At 35.4% G+C, this 14,452-nt stretch carries 12 protein-coding genes and 1 tRNA gene; 8 read left to right on the forward strand and 5 right to left on the reverse strand.

Going from position 1 to position 14,452, the window contains the following annotated elements:
* Positions 1–6: 6 nt before the first annotated feature.
* From ACN5L8_RS09580 to ACN5L8_RS09600, 5 genes are read right to left on the reverse strand one after another with little or no spacing between them, the layout of a single operon-like run.
* Complete coding sequence (locus tag ACN5L8_RS09580) at positions 7–1,389, reverse strand: pyridoxal-phosphate dependent enzyme (protein WP_114705675.1); 1,383 nt, start codon at positions 1,387–1,389, stop codon at positions 7–9.
* A 14-nt stretch (positions 1,390–1,403) separates the two neighbouring features.
* On the reverse strand, positions 1,404–2,387 hold the full coding sequence (locus ACN5L8_RS09585; RefSeq protein ID WP_162929692.1) for an ArsA family ATPase: 984 nt from the start codon (positions 2,385–2,387) through the stop codon (positions 1,404–1,406).
* Between the two features lie 5 nt (positions 2,388–2,392).
* Entirely contained in the window at positions 2,393–3,205 is an 813-nt protein-coding gene (locus tag ACN5L8_RS09590; RefSeq protein ID WP_114705673.1) for an ArsA-related P-loop ATPase, read from the reverse strand.
* Positions 3,205–3,855 carry an outer membrane protein gene (locus ACN5L8_RS09595; protein WP_120405434.1) on the reverse strand — a complete coding sequence of 217 codons (651 nt, stop codon included), beginning with the start codon at positions 3,853–3,855 and terminating at the stop codon, positions 3,205–3,207. Before ACN5L8_RS09595 ends, ACN5L8_RS09590 begins: the two co-directional genes overlap by 1 nt.
* Before the next feature lie 45 nt (positions 3,856–3,900).
* Entirely contained in the window at positions 3,901–4,290 is a 390-nt protein-coding gene (locus tag ACN5L8_RS09600; protein WP_114705671.1) for a polyhydroxyalkanoate synthesis regulator DNA-binding domain-containing protein, read from the reverse strand.
* Between the two features lie 469 nt (positions 4,291–4,759).
* Here ACN5L8_RS09600 and ACN5L8_RS09605 point away from each other — a divergent pair, with 469 nt between their 5' ends.
* From ACN5L8_RS09605 to ACN5L8_RS09640, 8 genes are all read left to right on the forward strand, one after another.
* Entirely contained in the window at positions 4,760–6,622 is a 1,863-nt protein-coding gene (locus ACN5L8_RS09605; protein ID WP_114705670.1) for a tetratricopeptide repeat protein, read from the forward strand.
* Positions 6,541–7,236 carry a hypothetical protein gene (locus ACN5L8_RS09610; protein ID WP_133296868.1) on the forward strand — a complete coding sequence of 232 codons (696 nt, stop codon included), beginning with the start codon at positions 6,541–6,543 and terminating at the stop codon, positions 7,234–7,236. The genes ACN5L8_RS09605 and ACN5L8_RS09610 overlap by 82 nt, the downstream gene beginning before the upstream one ends.
* A gap of 108 nt (positions 7,237–7,344) precedes the next feature.
* A complete protein-coding gene (locus tag ACN5L8_RS09615) occupies positions 7,345–9,108 on the forward strand; it encodes an ABC transporter substrate-binding protein (RefSeq protein ID WP_120405432.1) in 1,764 nt (587 codons plus the stop codon).
* A 131-nt stretch (positions 9,109–9,239) separates the two neighbouring features.
* The gene (locus ACN5L8_RS09620) at positions 9,240–10,181 is read left to right on the forward strand and encodes an ABC transporter permease (protein WP_114705667.1); all 942 of its coding nucleotides are present in this window, start codon (positions 9,240–9,242) and stop codon (positions 10,179–10,181) included.
* Between the two features lie 8 nt (positions 10,182–10,189).
* The gene (locus tag ACN5L8_RS09625; protein WP_419172905.1) at positions 10,190–11,062 is read left to right on the forward strand and encodes an ABC transporter permease; all 873 of its coding nucleotides are present in this window, start codon (positions 10,190–10,192) and stop codon (positions 11,060–11,062) included.
* 102 nt (positions 11,063–11,164) lie between these two features.
* On the forward strand, positions 11,165–11,983 hold the full coding sequence (locus ACN5L8_RS09630; RefSeq protein ID WP_419172906.1) for a hypothetical protein: 819 nt from the start codon (positions 11,165–11,167) through the stop codon (positions 11,981–11,983).
* Positions 11,980–14,286, forward strand: coding sequence for a hypothetical protein (locus ACN5L8_RS09635; protein ID WP_419172907.1), 2,307 nt, complete (start codon positions 11,980–11,982; stop codon positions 14,284–14,286). The genes ACN5L8_RS09630 and ACN5L8_RS09635 overlap by 4 nt, the downstream gene beginning before the upstream one ends.
* A gap of 81 nt (positions 14,287–14,367) precedes the next feature.
* Positions 14,368–14,451, forward strand: a tRNA-Leu gene (locus ACN5L8_RS09640).
* Position 14,452: the final 1 nt, after the last annotated feature.

The raw sequence follows: 14,452 nt of genomic DNA on the forward strand, positions 1-14,452 counted from the left end.
TGATCCTTAGTTAGAACCTTTTTCTGACATATACTGAAGAACATCAATTTCTGATAATAGATCAGAAACTTTTCCATCTTTAGTGATAATGGCAACTTCCTTCTTAAGTAGTGCATCAGCAACTGTTTCAAGAAGTTCATTACAATCCACAACTCTGTAGTTGTTAGAGATAGCTAATGAAATATTATCATCTTTTTGGAACTCACCCATGATAACTGGCTTAATTAGACTCTTCTCTGTACAAAGACCAAGAATGTCACCATTTTTACTAACAACTGGAACTTGAGAAATATTCTTCTCTTCCATTAGAGTAATGGCCTGTCCAATAGTCGTTGTATCTTCAACAGTAATAATATTTCCATCCTTACCAAGAGTATTTAATACCTCTGAAATTTGAACATTGAATGATGAATCTAAGTATCCACCATCACTCATCCAATCATCATTATAGATTTTTGAAGCGTAACGGTTTCCTGAATCGTGAAGAAGAATAAGAATCTTTTTCTTAGTAGTTTGTTTCTTCGCATATTTTAGAGCACCTTCAATAACGGCACCTGCTGATCCACCAGCATAAATACCTTCTTCTTTAAGAAGTTTTCTCGTCATTAGGAAAGACTCTTTATCATTAACAACTTCAAAGTCATCAATTAAGTCAAAGTCATAATTCTCTGGAATGAAGTCCTCGCCAACACCTTCTAAAACATATGAGTGAGCTTGTCCCATTTCTCCAGTCTTGTGGTAACCAGCGATGATTGAACCAACACAGTCAACACCGATAATTTCAACTTTATCCATTTTTTCTTTGAAGTAACGTCCACAACCACTGATCGTCCCACCAGTTCCAACTGCGGCCATAAATACATCAAAGTCACCTTGAGTTTGCTCATACATTTCTGGAGCCGTCCAAGTGTAGTGTGTATTTCTATTATGTAGATTATCGTATTGATTTACGTAAAATGAATTTGGAATTGTTTCAGAAAGTTTCTTTGAAACAGAGTAGTAAGAACGAGGATCTTCTGGCTCTACGTTTGTTGGACAAACAACAACTTTTGCTCCAAATGCTCTAAGGTTATCGATCTTTTCTTTTGATTGCTTATCAGCAAGTACGAAAATACATTTGTATCCGTGAACTGCTGCCCACATCGCAAGACCAACCCCTGTATTCCCAGAAGTACCTTCGATGATCGTTCCGCCTGGCTTTAGATCACCTTCTTCTACTGCACGATCAAGCATGTATGCACCGATACGATCCTTAGTTGAACCACCTGGGTTCATATATTCTAATTTTACGTAAATTTCGCAATTAAGGTCCTTACCGATATGATTAAGTTTTACAATTGGTGTATTCCCAATTGCTTCGACAACGTTTGCTTTAGCACCTTTCATCATAATTAAATCTCCATTTACTTCCAGTGTTCTTCTAACTCTTCTAACTGCTTGATAGGATCAAACGTTGAGAGGTCTGGAAATGTAATTGCTTCAATCTGTGATTTCTTTGAGATCGAAGTTTTTATTTCTTCTTGTTTGATTATTATATCTTTAAACTCTTTCATTTTTTCTGTCTTGGGTTCCCAAGATGCGAGGTTGTTATACCATGATTTGTTAATTATTAGGTAACGTTCTGTGGTCATTTGGGCCTGAATTGAGTCAAGAATCTGTTGAGTTTCAACCTCTTTCATATGCTCAGCAGAAGTAACGAGATACCACCTCGATCGCTGGGCACTATTGAGAACTTTTTCAACTTTAATACCTTCAATAAACTTATCTCGATTCTCATAGAGAATTGTGATGGCCTCAAGAAAGTCATTAATAAAGCCCTTGCCGGTAACACTTTCTAAATAATTAAGAAACTTCTCAATCCCAGCGGTAATAATGCGGTTGAAGAAGCGTCCAGGCTTATTCTTATTAGTAATGTACATGAATGCATCAGCAAATGTTTTATTAAAGAATTTATTAATCTTATTTGATGAATTCAAAAAGTCTAAGAAGTTCTTTCCTGGCGCAGTGTCGACGACGATAGAGTCATATTTTTTAGTTTCAAGTTGATTTTGAATCTCTAGGACTGCAAGAATTTCATTTAGGCCACCGCGACTACTTGTTAAGTTTTCTAGTATTTTATTATCAACTTTCTTCCCGAGAATCTTTTCAAATGATGTTTTAGGATCAAGTAATAAAACATCAAAGCTGATTTCTTTATCAGTGAACTTAATCACTTCTGATGCATCTTTTAAGCTAAGTAATTGACGCAGTCTTTTGGCCGGATCAATCGTTATTAAAAGAACATTCTTTTTTTGAGAAGCCAGAAAGAAGGCACGTGAAGTTGAAATCGTTGTTTTTCCAACGCCACCTGTTCCACAAAATATTTCGACTTCTCTATAGCTTTCCACGATTCCTACTTTGATTTAAAAATATCAACTTTCTTTGTAATAATTCTTGTTAATTCCTCGACTTGTTCTTTTTGTGTCGGTACGACAATTTGAGGGAAACTTAGGTGAGGGTTAACCTTAAATTTCTCTTTTAGGCTTTCTTGGTCTTGGATTTTTGCCCTGATAAAATCTGGCGTATCATCCTCTGGAAAGTCATTTAGTGAGAGATCACAATTTAGGATCTCAATTGTCGAGAGATTATATTTCTCTTTTAGTTCTCGCTCTAGTTCTTGGCCTTCTTCAATGGCAAGCTCTGTCGGAATGCTAACAACCACACATTGAGTATGTTCATCATTTGTTAGAAAGTTATGCATTTTATCGATATCATTTGCAATGGGACCGATTTTAAAAATATCTTTAAAGACTTTTGGTGAATGTATTGTCGAAAGAAGATGACCTGATGCCGGTGCATCAACGACGACGATATTGCGATCATCTCGAGCAAGATCAATAATATGCCCTAAGAAGATGAGTTGCCCAAAACTTGGAACCATATCAAATAATGCATTAAAAAAAGATGTTGATACAATCCACTTTGCAATTGTTTTGGAGTTTAGTTTTCTCGCAATATACTCTTGAACTGAACTAATATGCGTTAACTCAACGGTATTAACATTTAACTTATTGATAAGATCCTTATCAGCATTTTGTTCAAACGAAAAAAAATAGACGTTCTTATTTTGATCGAGTTCAGTTAGAGACTTGGTCAAGGCAAGGGAAGTGAGGGTTTTTCCGACACCTCCCTTACCTGTGACTATATATAAGTCTTTAAACTTCATTAGAATTTATAGAATGCAGTAAGAAGCATTTTAAAATAATAACCTTCTACGTCTGCAGTGCTTTCTTGTTCGACATCAAAAGGATTGTTGTAAATGAACATTCCACCAACTGAAATCTTGCGATTTAGATCGAAGTCAGCTCCAGCAACGGCTTGATAACCGAATACTGTCTTACCTTTTGATTTATAGTTTACAGTTTTTAATTGAGGACGGAAGAAGCCAAGTCCACCACCAACAAATGGTTGAAAGGCATCATAGTGAAAAAGTTTTCCTTTAGCACCAAGAACAAGTCCCGAGATTTTTGAATACGTACCTTTCTCTTCTAGTTCATGTTTTGAGAAGTGAAGGTTGGCATAAAAGTCAAAAGAGTACGAAGCCTTGTAATTATAAAAGAGTTCGGCCGTGATCTTATCTTCACCGTTGTCTTTAAAATCACTCATTAATAAAGTTTGCCCAATTCCAATTCCAAGAGAATGGATGTGCAATTCTTGACCGCTTAAAAGTTGAGCTGCAGCGACCGCATCCTCATTCTTTTTGGCTGAATTCTTTGATGTTAATTGCTTAACAGTTTGTGCCTGAGCACTAAAAATAAAAAGGCCTGCTAGAATAACTGCAGGCCTTAATATAGATTTTGAAATTTTTAAAATCATTTCACCCTCTAAACTAAATATATATGCAGTAATAACTGCCCTATATTAGTTTAAAGTAGTCGTAGTTTCAACAGAAGAGTTTAGGTTTGCTGCACTGTTGAAAGAGTTGAAAGACTGAGCTGGAGCTTCTTCAACTACTGGAGCTTCAATTCCTTCTAGTCCTCTAATATAACCAGTGAATGTACCTTCTTCACCACGGATAACTCTCTTAAGAAGTTCAACGTCACCTGGCTTAGTTGATTTTTTCTCTTGATCAAAAAGAAGTTGGATTTGAGTCATGTAAGTAATGTCATTCTTTGTTTTGTTATCAATTACTTGAATCTCGTGACCTTCTCTGATGATTTGAGCGATCTCTTCAAGAGTCACGTAGCAACTTTGATGAGTGTCATAAAGTTTTCTGTTTTGGTACCTTTTAATAATTCTTACATCATTCATTCTACTACCCCTATTGGTTTTAACGAATATAGCTCAAAAGATTAATGAGATCTCCTGAGTTAAAACTAGTTAATAATTAACACGTTGCCTCGTAATAGTTAAGCTCTTTGTATTAATTTCATTTCTCAACAAAAATTAATAAAATTAAGTACTTAGTGGTTCATCTTTTTTTGCTTCAAGCTTTGGCCTTAAGCGATATTTATTGATTCCCACCGTGTCTATTGCTCAGCGTTTTGAAAATTGCATCAGAGAAGTAACAATCAATGACAGTAACTGTCAAGCAATTGCGATCTTAATTTTATCTAAATTACAAGAGAATCCGTTTAATTCCCCTAATTTCGGTGACTTAGTGCAACTAAGCTTTTGTGGCCTGTTATTTCTGCCGGGGGTCATTTTACTGAGAATTCTTTTTAAGAAATATCTATTTAGGTCGAAGAGGTACCAAGGCATAAAGGCCAAGGATTGTTTAATGTTCAAATTTTTCTTTAAAAAATCAATACTTCTTCTACCGCTTGCAGCATTAGTGAGCTGTGCGACACATACCGATAAGATGACGGAAACTCAGCTTATTAACAAGGCCGCAGAGATTAAAATATCTAATTTTGAAGAAGCAAAGCGCGCACGTGAATTCGTTGAGAATTCTCTAGCGGAAGTAGTAGCTGATGCTAAAGAAAGAGGCGAAGAATCAATTAATTATGTGGCCAGTGATCTCTTTCTTAAGGCTTCTGACGCCTCCCTTGCTGGTGATGCAGCATCTGCATCATTGATTCTAAAATATGTCGTAGAATTAAAGCCAAATGATATTTATCTTCGTCGTAAGTATGCAGTTGAACTTATCAAATCAAGTCAACTAGAAGAAGGAAAGAAAGAGTTAAACTACTTAATTGAACATGCAGATGAAGATGTAAAAGCAAAGGCACGTCTTTTACTTGCCGGTGTCTATGGTGCACTAGGTGAGAACAAAACAGCAATTAAATTGTATCGTAATCTTGTCTATAAAACACGACCACTTTTAAGTGAAGCTTGTATATATTTATCGAAAGCATACGTTGATGATAAGAAAGTAAAAAAGGCCATTGGGACACTTAGTTATTGTTCTCAAAAGGATCGCTCAAATCGTAGTGAATATGCTTTTCATAAAGGAAAGATCTACTTTGAAAAGTCGAAATATAAATTAGCAAAGAAGTATTTTAATATCTCTCTAAAACTTGATCCAACCAATCAGCAAAGTACAATTCTGCTTGGTGTTGTTTTGGAGCAAGAGGGGAAATACGATGCAGCAAAAATTTTATATCGCAAGTTTTTAAAATACGATCCAAGTAATTACACAGCACTTGGGAAGTATGTAAACTTACTATTTGCTGATGGCGAATACGATGAAGTCGTACCATATTTAGAAAAGCTACTTGCACTTGATCCAGAAAACTTAAATTTAAAAGTTAGACTTGGTGTTATTTATACTGAAACCAATCGAATCGAAGATGCAAAAAGTGTCTTTAAAGAAATTCTCGACGTCATTCCAGACTCAGATAAAGTGCTTTATTACTTAGCAAGCTTATATCAAAAAAGTGAAGATGGAGATCTAGCGGTTACTTACTACTCACGAATTAAAGAAGATAGCTCTCTTTACCACGAGTCAAATATTCAAATTGCAAATATTTTAAATGCTTATGCACAAAAAGACTCAAAGCAAGAAAAGCGCTTTGTGGATTTTGTAAAAGAGAGATCTAAAACATCTAAAGAGTTAAGATTTGAATTAGAAGTTATTTTGGCTGGATATTATGAGACGAAAAGAGATCTTGGACAAGCAATTGCACTAATGGAATCTCATGTTGAGCACGATAACTATACTGATGGACACGCTTACTACTTAGCTTCACTCTACGAAAAGAATAAGTCATTTGTTAAAGCAGAAAAGATTATGCTCGATATTCTTAAAAGAGATCCAAATAATTCTCATGCTTTAAATTTCTTAGGCTACACTTACTTAGAACAGGGCGTTCATATGGACAAGGCCTACACTTATATTAAAAGAGCGGTTCAATTGAATCCTAAAGATGGCTACATTAGAGACTCACTGGGTTGGTACTATTATAAGACTGGTGATTACAAAAAAGCATATCGTGAAATAAAGAAAGCCTTTGCTCTTGTTAGTGATGATGTTGTCATTGCAAAGCATTTAGGGCTCATATATACTTCACTTAATAAGCCTGAAAGGGCCCGTCACTATTATGTCGAGGCATTGAAAAATTGTACAAAAGTAAAAGAACGCGAAGAAATTCTCAATTATATCGAAAAGCTGGACTCTGCGCGCTTGCCTGCTTCACGTTAATTTCATGTGCAACACCTAAGAAAACTTCAACGAGTACAAAAGCTTCTACAGATAAAGTCACTGCACATAAATTGTTAAGCAGCGGACTGTGTAAAGAGTTTAAGGGAAGGGGTCGTCTTAACTTTGGTAAGAAGCAAGAGCGTTTCACTTATAATGCAATTTTTAATAAAGAAACATTTAGTCTTGCTATCGATGTTCCGTTTAAAGGACAAGAGACTTTGATTCTTCCATTAGCGACAGGAAAAAAAGTTGAGGGAACTCTTTATAAGAAAATTTCTAAAAACCTTGTTGCGGCAAATCATTTACGCACAAAAAATATTCTTGATAACTTCCTGATGCAAAATCGTCTTTTATTTAGTGATATTAGAAATGTCGACAGTAATTATTGTGACGATAAGTGTCTTCCCGGAAAAGTAACTCACTTCAGTGATGGTAAACTCGTTTACTCTAAGCAAATGAGTGGGCCTTTTGAATTCAAGGCAGAGTTCAGTCGACTTGTGGCAAATGAGTATAAGGTTATTCAGCTTCATGGCCTAAGGAAGCTCAAGAATTCTCAAAAGAAGCAGCGCGTTTTAGCATTGGATCTAATTGTCGATTCGTGCGGTAGTATCTAGCAGTGCGGTAGTGCAAGTCCTAATAATTCCTAGTAAATTTATCTTATCTCTTGTATAAATTAGTCTGTTATTATTCTGTGCAATAATTTTACGAACAAAGGAAGGTTTATGAAATCAAGGAATCTTGTTTCATTTTTACTCATGAGTTTACTTGCAGTAACAATCTCATGTACGAAAAAAGTTGACCTAAACGAAAAGGTCTTAAATTTAGCGGTAACATCTGAAATTAAAGGGATGGATCCGATTTATTCAAATGACAAATATTCATCTAATGAAGTTGGTCGTGTTTATGAAGGTCTATTAGAGTATCACTACTTAAAAAGACCATACACTCTAGTTCCAAACTTAGCAGAATCTTTACCAGAAGTTTCTGAAGACGGACTAACTTATACTTTCAAAATTAAAAAAGGTGTTTTATTCCACGATGATAAAGCTTTTGAAGGTGGTAAAGGTCGTGAGCTAGTTGCTGAAGACTTTGTTTACTCAATCAAAAGACTTGCTGATCCAAAGCTACAGGGTCTTGGATGGTGGCTACTATCTGGTAAGATCAAAGGGCTAGATGCTTGGCGTGATAAGAATGCTGAAAAAGATAAGGTTGATTATTCTGAAGAAGTAGAAGGTCTAAGAGCTTTAGATAAGTATACTCTTCAATTTAAACTTACGAAGCAATTCCCACAATTCCTATACTCACTTGCAATGCCATTTACATTTGCAGTTGCAAAAGAAGTTGTTGATCACTACGGGAAAGAATTCCTTAACCACCCAGTTGGTACAGGACCTTTCATGCTTGGTGAATTCAAGCAAACAGCTAAGAAGTTTAGCTACACAAGAAATCCAAAGTTTAGAAAGAAGCTTTTCCCATCTGAAGCAAGTGACGAATTTAAGCACATGCTAAAGTATGCTGGTAAACCAGTTCCTTTCGTTGATCGTATTGAAATCAATGTTGTTAAAGAAGATCAGCCACGTTGGCTAAACTTCCTTAAGGGTAGAGTTGATTATATTGGTATCCCAAAGGATAACTTTGAAGCGGCCGTTACTCCAGGTAAAGGTCTAGATAAGCAATTTGAAGAGAAGGGTGTTGAGCTTTCAATTTCACCATCTCTAGATGTTACTTATACAGCATTCAATCACGATCTGAAGTTACTTCAAAATCGTGACCTAAGAAGAGCACTTGCTCTTGCATATGATGTAAAAGAATTTAACAAGCTTTTCTATAATGGTACTGCTCTTCCTGCGCAGTCAGTTGTTCCTCCGGGAATTGCTGGTTATATGCCAGACTACGTAAGTCCTTATAGAAACCGTGACCTTGCAAAGGCAAAAGAGCTTCTAGCAAAAGCAGGTTACCCAGATGGTAAAGGTCTTCCTGAAATTACATATGACTGTCCATCTTCATCGACTTCACGTCAGATTGGTGAGCTATTTAAAAAGCAAATGGCAGAAATTGGTGTAAATATCAAAGTTGTACAAAACTCATGGCCAGAGCTTCAAAAGAAGATCACTAAGCGTCAGGTTATGCTTTATGGAATTGCATGGGGTGCAGATTATCCAGATGCTGAAAACTTCCTACAACTTCTATATGGACCAAATAAGTCTCCAGGAGCAAATGGTTCAGGATATGATAATCCAGAGTTCAATAAGCTATTTGCAAAAGCTTCAATTATGCAAGATTCTCCAGAGAGAACTGCTATCTATGAAGAGCTTAATAAAATGGCAGCAGAAGAAGTTCCATGGATTTACGGTGTTCACCGTCAGTCTTACCTAATCAAGCACAGTTGGCTAAGAAACTACATGACAACTGACTTTGAAGCAGGTCAGGCTCAATACCTAGACGTGGATCTAGATCAAAAGAAGAAAATGCAAGATAAGCTATAATTTTTTATAGTACATATGGCGCTGGAGTTATCTCCAGCGCTTATTTAATTGGGAAAGGGTCTTTCTCTTTTAAATAAGCGAAAAGCTAATCGTTTAAATATGAATGCTGTTAGAGCTAAGGAGCTGTTTTTGTGAATACTTGGTCATACATTATAAGAAGACTACTTTACACGATCCCTATTATTCTAGGTGTGTGTTTAATTATCTTCGCTATCTTTAACTTATCTGGATACGATCCTGCACAACTTTTATTAGGTAAGCACGCATCAGCAAAACAAATTGCTGAAGTAAGACATGAACTTGGACTTGATCGTCCATTAGTAGAACAGTACTTAGATATCGTTAAGTCTGCTTTTACTTTCGACTTTGGTCGTTCATGGGCAACAAAGCAGCAGATTATTGAAATGATTAAGGAAGGTGCGATTCCTTCATTAACATTAACTCTTCCTGCTTTCTTAATCTCAACAACACTATCAATTCTTCTTGCTATTGTTGTTTCATTTTTTAGAGGGAAGGCCATTGACCGCGCACTTGTTATTATCAGTGTATCATTAATGAGTATTCCATCTCTTGCGTATATTCTTTTCTTCCAAAAGTTTTTTGCGTATGAAATGGGGTGGTTTGAAATCTCAGGTTATGAGCACGGATTCCCGTACTTTGTACCATATATTATTTTACCAGTTATCATTATGGTTGTTCTTAACTTAGGTCCTGATCTTCGTTACTTTAGAACAGTAATTCTTGATGATATTTACCAGGACTATGTACGTACAGCACGTGCCAAAGGTCTAAGCGAGAAAGCTGTTCTTTTAAAGCACGTTTTAAAGAACTCTCTAATTCCAATTATCACATATGTAATTATTCAAATTCCTTTCCTTATTTTAGGAACCCTGCTTCTTGAGAGTTTCTTCTCAATTCCAGGGCTTGGTGGTCTAACTGTAAAAGCTGTTTTTGATAATGACTTCCCAGTTATTAAGGCGATGACGATTTTATCTGCTATGGGTTATATCATCTTCACAGTTATTACAGATATTCTTTATACAGTTGTTGATCCAAGAGTAAGGTTAAAGTAGGAGTTGTCATGTCAGTAAATCATTCAAGTGAATCAAAATCATTATGGGGACATGCTTGGACTGAGCTTAAAAGAGATAAAGCTGCAGTTTTTAGTATGATCGTTATTGGTGGATACGTACTTCTTGCCGCATTAACTTTCTTTGGAGTTATTGCAGGTGAATGGTCAAAAGAAATCGGTGCTTCATATTCAGCTCCTTCATTGGACGCTCTATTTGGTACAGATATTTTTGGTCGAAGTGTTGTTTATAAAACTTTAAAAGGTGCAGAGATGGCCATTGGTATTGGTTTCTCTACTGCTACTATCTCAACTATAATTGGTGTAACACTAGGTCTTACGGCCGGATACTTTGGTGGAAAAGTCGATGAATTTATCGTTTGGTTTTACACATCAATGGCATCAATTCCATATATCATGCTTCTTTTTGCTGTGACGATGGTACTTGGGAAAGGAACTTCTTCACTTTTCTTAGCTCTAGGTATCACTTCTTGGGTTGGACTTTGTCGACTTGTTCGTGGTGAAGTTATGAGACACAAGCAAAGAGAATATATTCAAGCAGCTGCCGCCCTTGGTGCTGGAAATATAAGAAGAATGTTTAAGCATATCCTTCCAAATATCTTTCACATCGTAATCATTCAATTCTCTCTGAGATTTCAACAAGCTATTAAGTCAGAAGTCATCCTTTCTTATTTAGGTCTTGGTGTTCAAGGTCAACCTTCTTGGGGAACAATGATCGATGACTCTAAGCTTGAACTAGCTCGTGGAGTTTGGTGGCAATTAACTGCTGCAACAGTTGCAATGTTCGTTCTGGTACTTGCTCTGAACCTTCTAGGGGATGCTTTAAGAGACTCTCTAGATCCAAAACTAAAGGGTAAAGCGTAGTTATTTACTCGGTTAAAATTACCTAAGATTTTCGCGAATATATCCGATAATTATTGTTAAGAGGCCCATCTTTGGGCCTTTTATTTTAGTGACTTGGATGTAATGAGAGAAATCAAACAAACCTCAATTCATATAAAAGACTCACCTTTGTTAAGAGGCGAGTTATTCTGGTGTCGACCTAGTGGCCGTAGGCTTTGTATTGGTCACGCTGGAGAGTTTGCTAATCTTGAATTAATTGAAAAATTATCATCAACTAATGACCAATTTATCCAAGAAGTCTTAATTGATGAAGAAAGAGTCTCTCAGGTTATTGATCATTTCAATGAATTAAAATCCGCAAACCTTGAAGATGTAAAAATGCGTTATCGAAACCTCATTCTTGTGGACTTCTATCGCGTTTTAAAAGGTGAGCAAAAGAGCTCTACTTTAGATTTCTTATTTATCTGCTATGAAGTTTTTAATGATCTGGTAATCGATGAAAAAGATATCGAAGATGAGTTTATTAGAACTAATGCAATGACATTAAAGAAAGCACAAGTTTCGGCCAGTATTGTTATTTATATGGCCCTAGTAAGTGGCTATTGTGACTTCAACTTTTTAAAAGAAGTTTATAATACAATTATCTTAACCTACTATTCTTACGTTTCTCGTTACGATCATATCGTTGATGAATACAGTCGTTCTGATAAAAATATAGTTCATCAAGAATATTTAAAAGGACTATCATCAAGGTTCTTTGAGTTAGATTACGGCCTATCAGATGATATTAGTTCAATTTGGTCTCAAGTACATCACAAAGTATTTAAATTGGATTTAGAATTTAATGCAAGTGATCTAGAAAGTATATTCAAGTCCATTCTGCAAACTGTTAAGGAATATCGTTATATTGATGAAATTATGACTCAGGAGAGTTCGCGATGAGCTTTCAAATCGATATTCACACATTCTTAACTGATGATGTTTTCAATAAACTTAAAGAAGTAGTTTCTGAAGATATAAATTTGATCAAAGTTGGAACTGTTGATGAATTAGCAGATAAGCTTAACGTTATAACAAACGATTTCAGCACAACTGTCGATGCACAGGCAAAAGTCTTATTTGTAAGTAATGATGTAAACACAAAGCGAGCTTCTATAAGTCCTGAGGCAATAATTAATGCAAAAGAAAATGTCATTTTAGAAATTGAGCAATTCTTTGGTGTTATGCATACTCCAAAACAAAGAGTGCTAAAAAGCTTTCAATCGGCAAAGCAATATAAAATCACGTCTCGTTTTAGTATTGGATATTATTCAGACCTTATAAATTTAAAGTTACATGAAAAGTCTTTTGAAGTCGAAAATTATACAAATATGCTTCAATCTACTTTAAGTGAATTGGTCTTAGTCAAGCAGGCTTGTCCTGTTGAGATTGATCTACTATTAAGTGACAATGAAGCGCTTTTTTATATTAATGCCTTTTCAGTTTATATTGATGACAATTTAATTGAAAAAATTAGTTCATTTATGTCGGACAAATGTTCATTCTTTGGCTTAAAAAGAAATGATAAGAAGGGACAGCTTCAAATTTGCTTTACTGTTGAAAAACAAAAAAGTTATCAAGCATGTTTTGTATTCACTAAGTCTATTGAAATAAAACGTGATTCAGTTGCAACAGTTGATATTTCAGATGAAGAAAGCATTATTGATCATAAGAATTATCATGATCCTATCGTTAAGAAAGTTACAGTAAAGACTTTAAAAGATATTGTAGAATTCATGAAGAATCGAGAAGCTAGTGAAGAGAATTTTCTCGATGATCTCGATGCATTCCCTGATAAAGCAATCTTAAAAATTTTAAAAGATGATGAAATAGAATTCATAAAGAAAAGTGTTCTTAGTGACACTAATGTCGATCTCAAAGAGGCCATTACTTCTACAGTAAAAGAGTCTTTTGATGATGCAAAAAAATTCAATGAAAAGTTCTTTAATAGTATTGATCGAAATACTTTTAAAGACCTGGTAAAGCCTGAAAGCTGGCCTCTTGACGGCGAAAAACTTAAGAATGAAATTGCGGACGAAGTTTTAGATAAGTCAGCTGTTAACTCATATGACGAATATGTTGAAAACGTAAAAGAGTATGTTAATGGTAAATATGATGTTCTCGATGAAGATTTCACAACAGTAAAAGATAATGCTGAGGGAAATATCGCTGAAGAGCTTATTAGAGTTAAAGGGCAAAATATTGAAGAATTTGTAAGAAGTTCTGAAACAGTTCAAATGAAGTCTAAAGTGGCCCGAATGAGTAGTCTGTTCAATCAGATGAAGGATGAACTGGATAAAACAAAAGCTGAAGCTTTAGAGAATGGAAATAAAGAAGAAGAGAAAAAAGTAATATCGGGAACTACGCAACATCACAAAGAAGAGGTCCAAGTAATTTCAGGTAGTAAACCTGAAGAGAAATCTGATATCCAAGTAGTTAAAGATAACACACCTAAGGAAGAGTCAACTGAAGATCTTACTGTTGTTAAGTCTCACGATGAAGTGGCGGAAAGTTCTAAAGAGGACGTCCTTGTTATTAAAGGTGAAGAAGACCTTGATGAGAAGGATGATGTCTTTGTTGTAAAAGCAGATGAACAAAAAGCAGATACAGGAAAGATGGAAGTTAAGAGTGCAAAAGATCTCAATGGAGAAGATCGTTGGATTCAAGACTTAGAATCAAAAGTGGATCAACTGACAAAAGAATTAGAGATTAAAAATGACTCGATAGAAGTTATGAGTCGAAAGGTTGATGAGGCACATCAGCTTGCTGCGAGTGAAAAGAAGCAGTTGGCCAATCTTCAGCTTAAGTACAAAGAAGAGCTAGTTAAAGTTGAAAGCTTAGAAAAAGAATTAAAGAAATATAATGAAGATGAAGCTGGGGCCAAGGGTGAAAACCCTGCTGAGAAGCTAAAAGAGGCCCAGAATGAAGTTAAAAAATATAAGCAAAGACTTAAATTTGCCCAATCTCAAATTCAAAACCTTGAAAAAGCTAAGAAAGCAGCTGCTAGTAAAGGAACTAACGATAAGAAGCTTAGTCATCTTGAGAAGATGCTAGATAAACAAAAACAGCTTAAATCTAAAGCAGATACTGAAGTTGCTAATTATAAACGCGATAATCATAAGCTCTCTCAAGAAAATAAAATCCTTTCAAATAAAATCAAAGAGTTAGAGATGAAGCTCGATAAGAAAAATAAATCAGCAGCATAATTTTTTCTTGCCAAATTATTACAAACCCTTTATAAATATTCTCACGCCTTACCAATGAAAGTTTTTTAAAACCGAATATGTGCCCAGATGGTGAAATTGGTAGACACGCTAGACTTAGGATCTAGTGCCTTTGGCGTGGAGGTTCAAGTCCTCTTCTGGGCACCAT

This window comes from Halobacteriovorax sp. (assembly GCF_048381875.1).
GTDB lineage: Bacteria > Bdellovibrionota > Bacteriovoracia > Bacteriovoracales > Bacteriovoracaceae > Halobacteriovorax_A > Halobacteriovorax_A vibrionivorans.

Bases quoted from the DNA above. Each gene is read 5' to 3' on its own strand.
- ACN5L8_RS09635 (WP_419172907.1), top strand. From the start codon at position 11,980: ATGAGCTTTCAAATCGATATTCACACATTCTTAACTGATGATGTTTTC.
- ACN5L8_RS09615 (WP_120405432.1), top strand. From the start codon at position 7,345: ATGAAATCAAGGAATCTTGTTTCATTTTTACTCATGAGTTTACTTGCA.
- ACN5L8_RS09625 (WP_419172905.1), top strand. From the start codon at position 10,190: ATGTCAGTAAATCATTCAAGTGAATCAAAATCATTATGGGGACATGCT.
- ACN5L8_RS09580 (WP_114705675.1), bottom strand. From the start codon at position 1,389: ATGATGAAAGGTGCTAAAGCAAACGTTGTCGAAGCAATTGGGAATACA.
- ACN5L8_RS09600 (WP_114705671.1), bottom strand. From the start codon at position 4,290: ATGAATGATGTAAGAATTATTAAAAGGTACCAAAACAGAAAACTTTAT.
- ACN5L8_RS09595 (WP_120405434.1), bottom strand. From the start codon at position 3,855: ATGATTTTAAAAATTTCAAAATCTATATTAAGGCCTGCAGTTATTCTA.
- ACN5L8_RS09630 (WP_419172906.1), top strand. From the start codon at position 11,165: ATGAGAGAAATCAAACAAACCTCAATTCATATAAAAGACTCACCTTTG.
- ACN5L8_RS09605 (WP_114705670.1), top strand. From the start codon at position 4,760: ATGTTCAAATTTTTCTTTAAAAAATCAATACTTCTTCTACCGCTTGCA.
- ACN5L8_RS09590 (WP_114705673.1), bottom strand. From the start codon at position 3,205: ATGAAGTTTAAAGACTTATATATAGTCACAGGTAAGGGAGGTGTCGGA.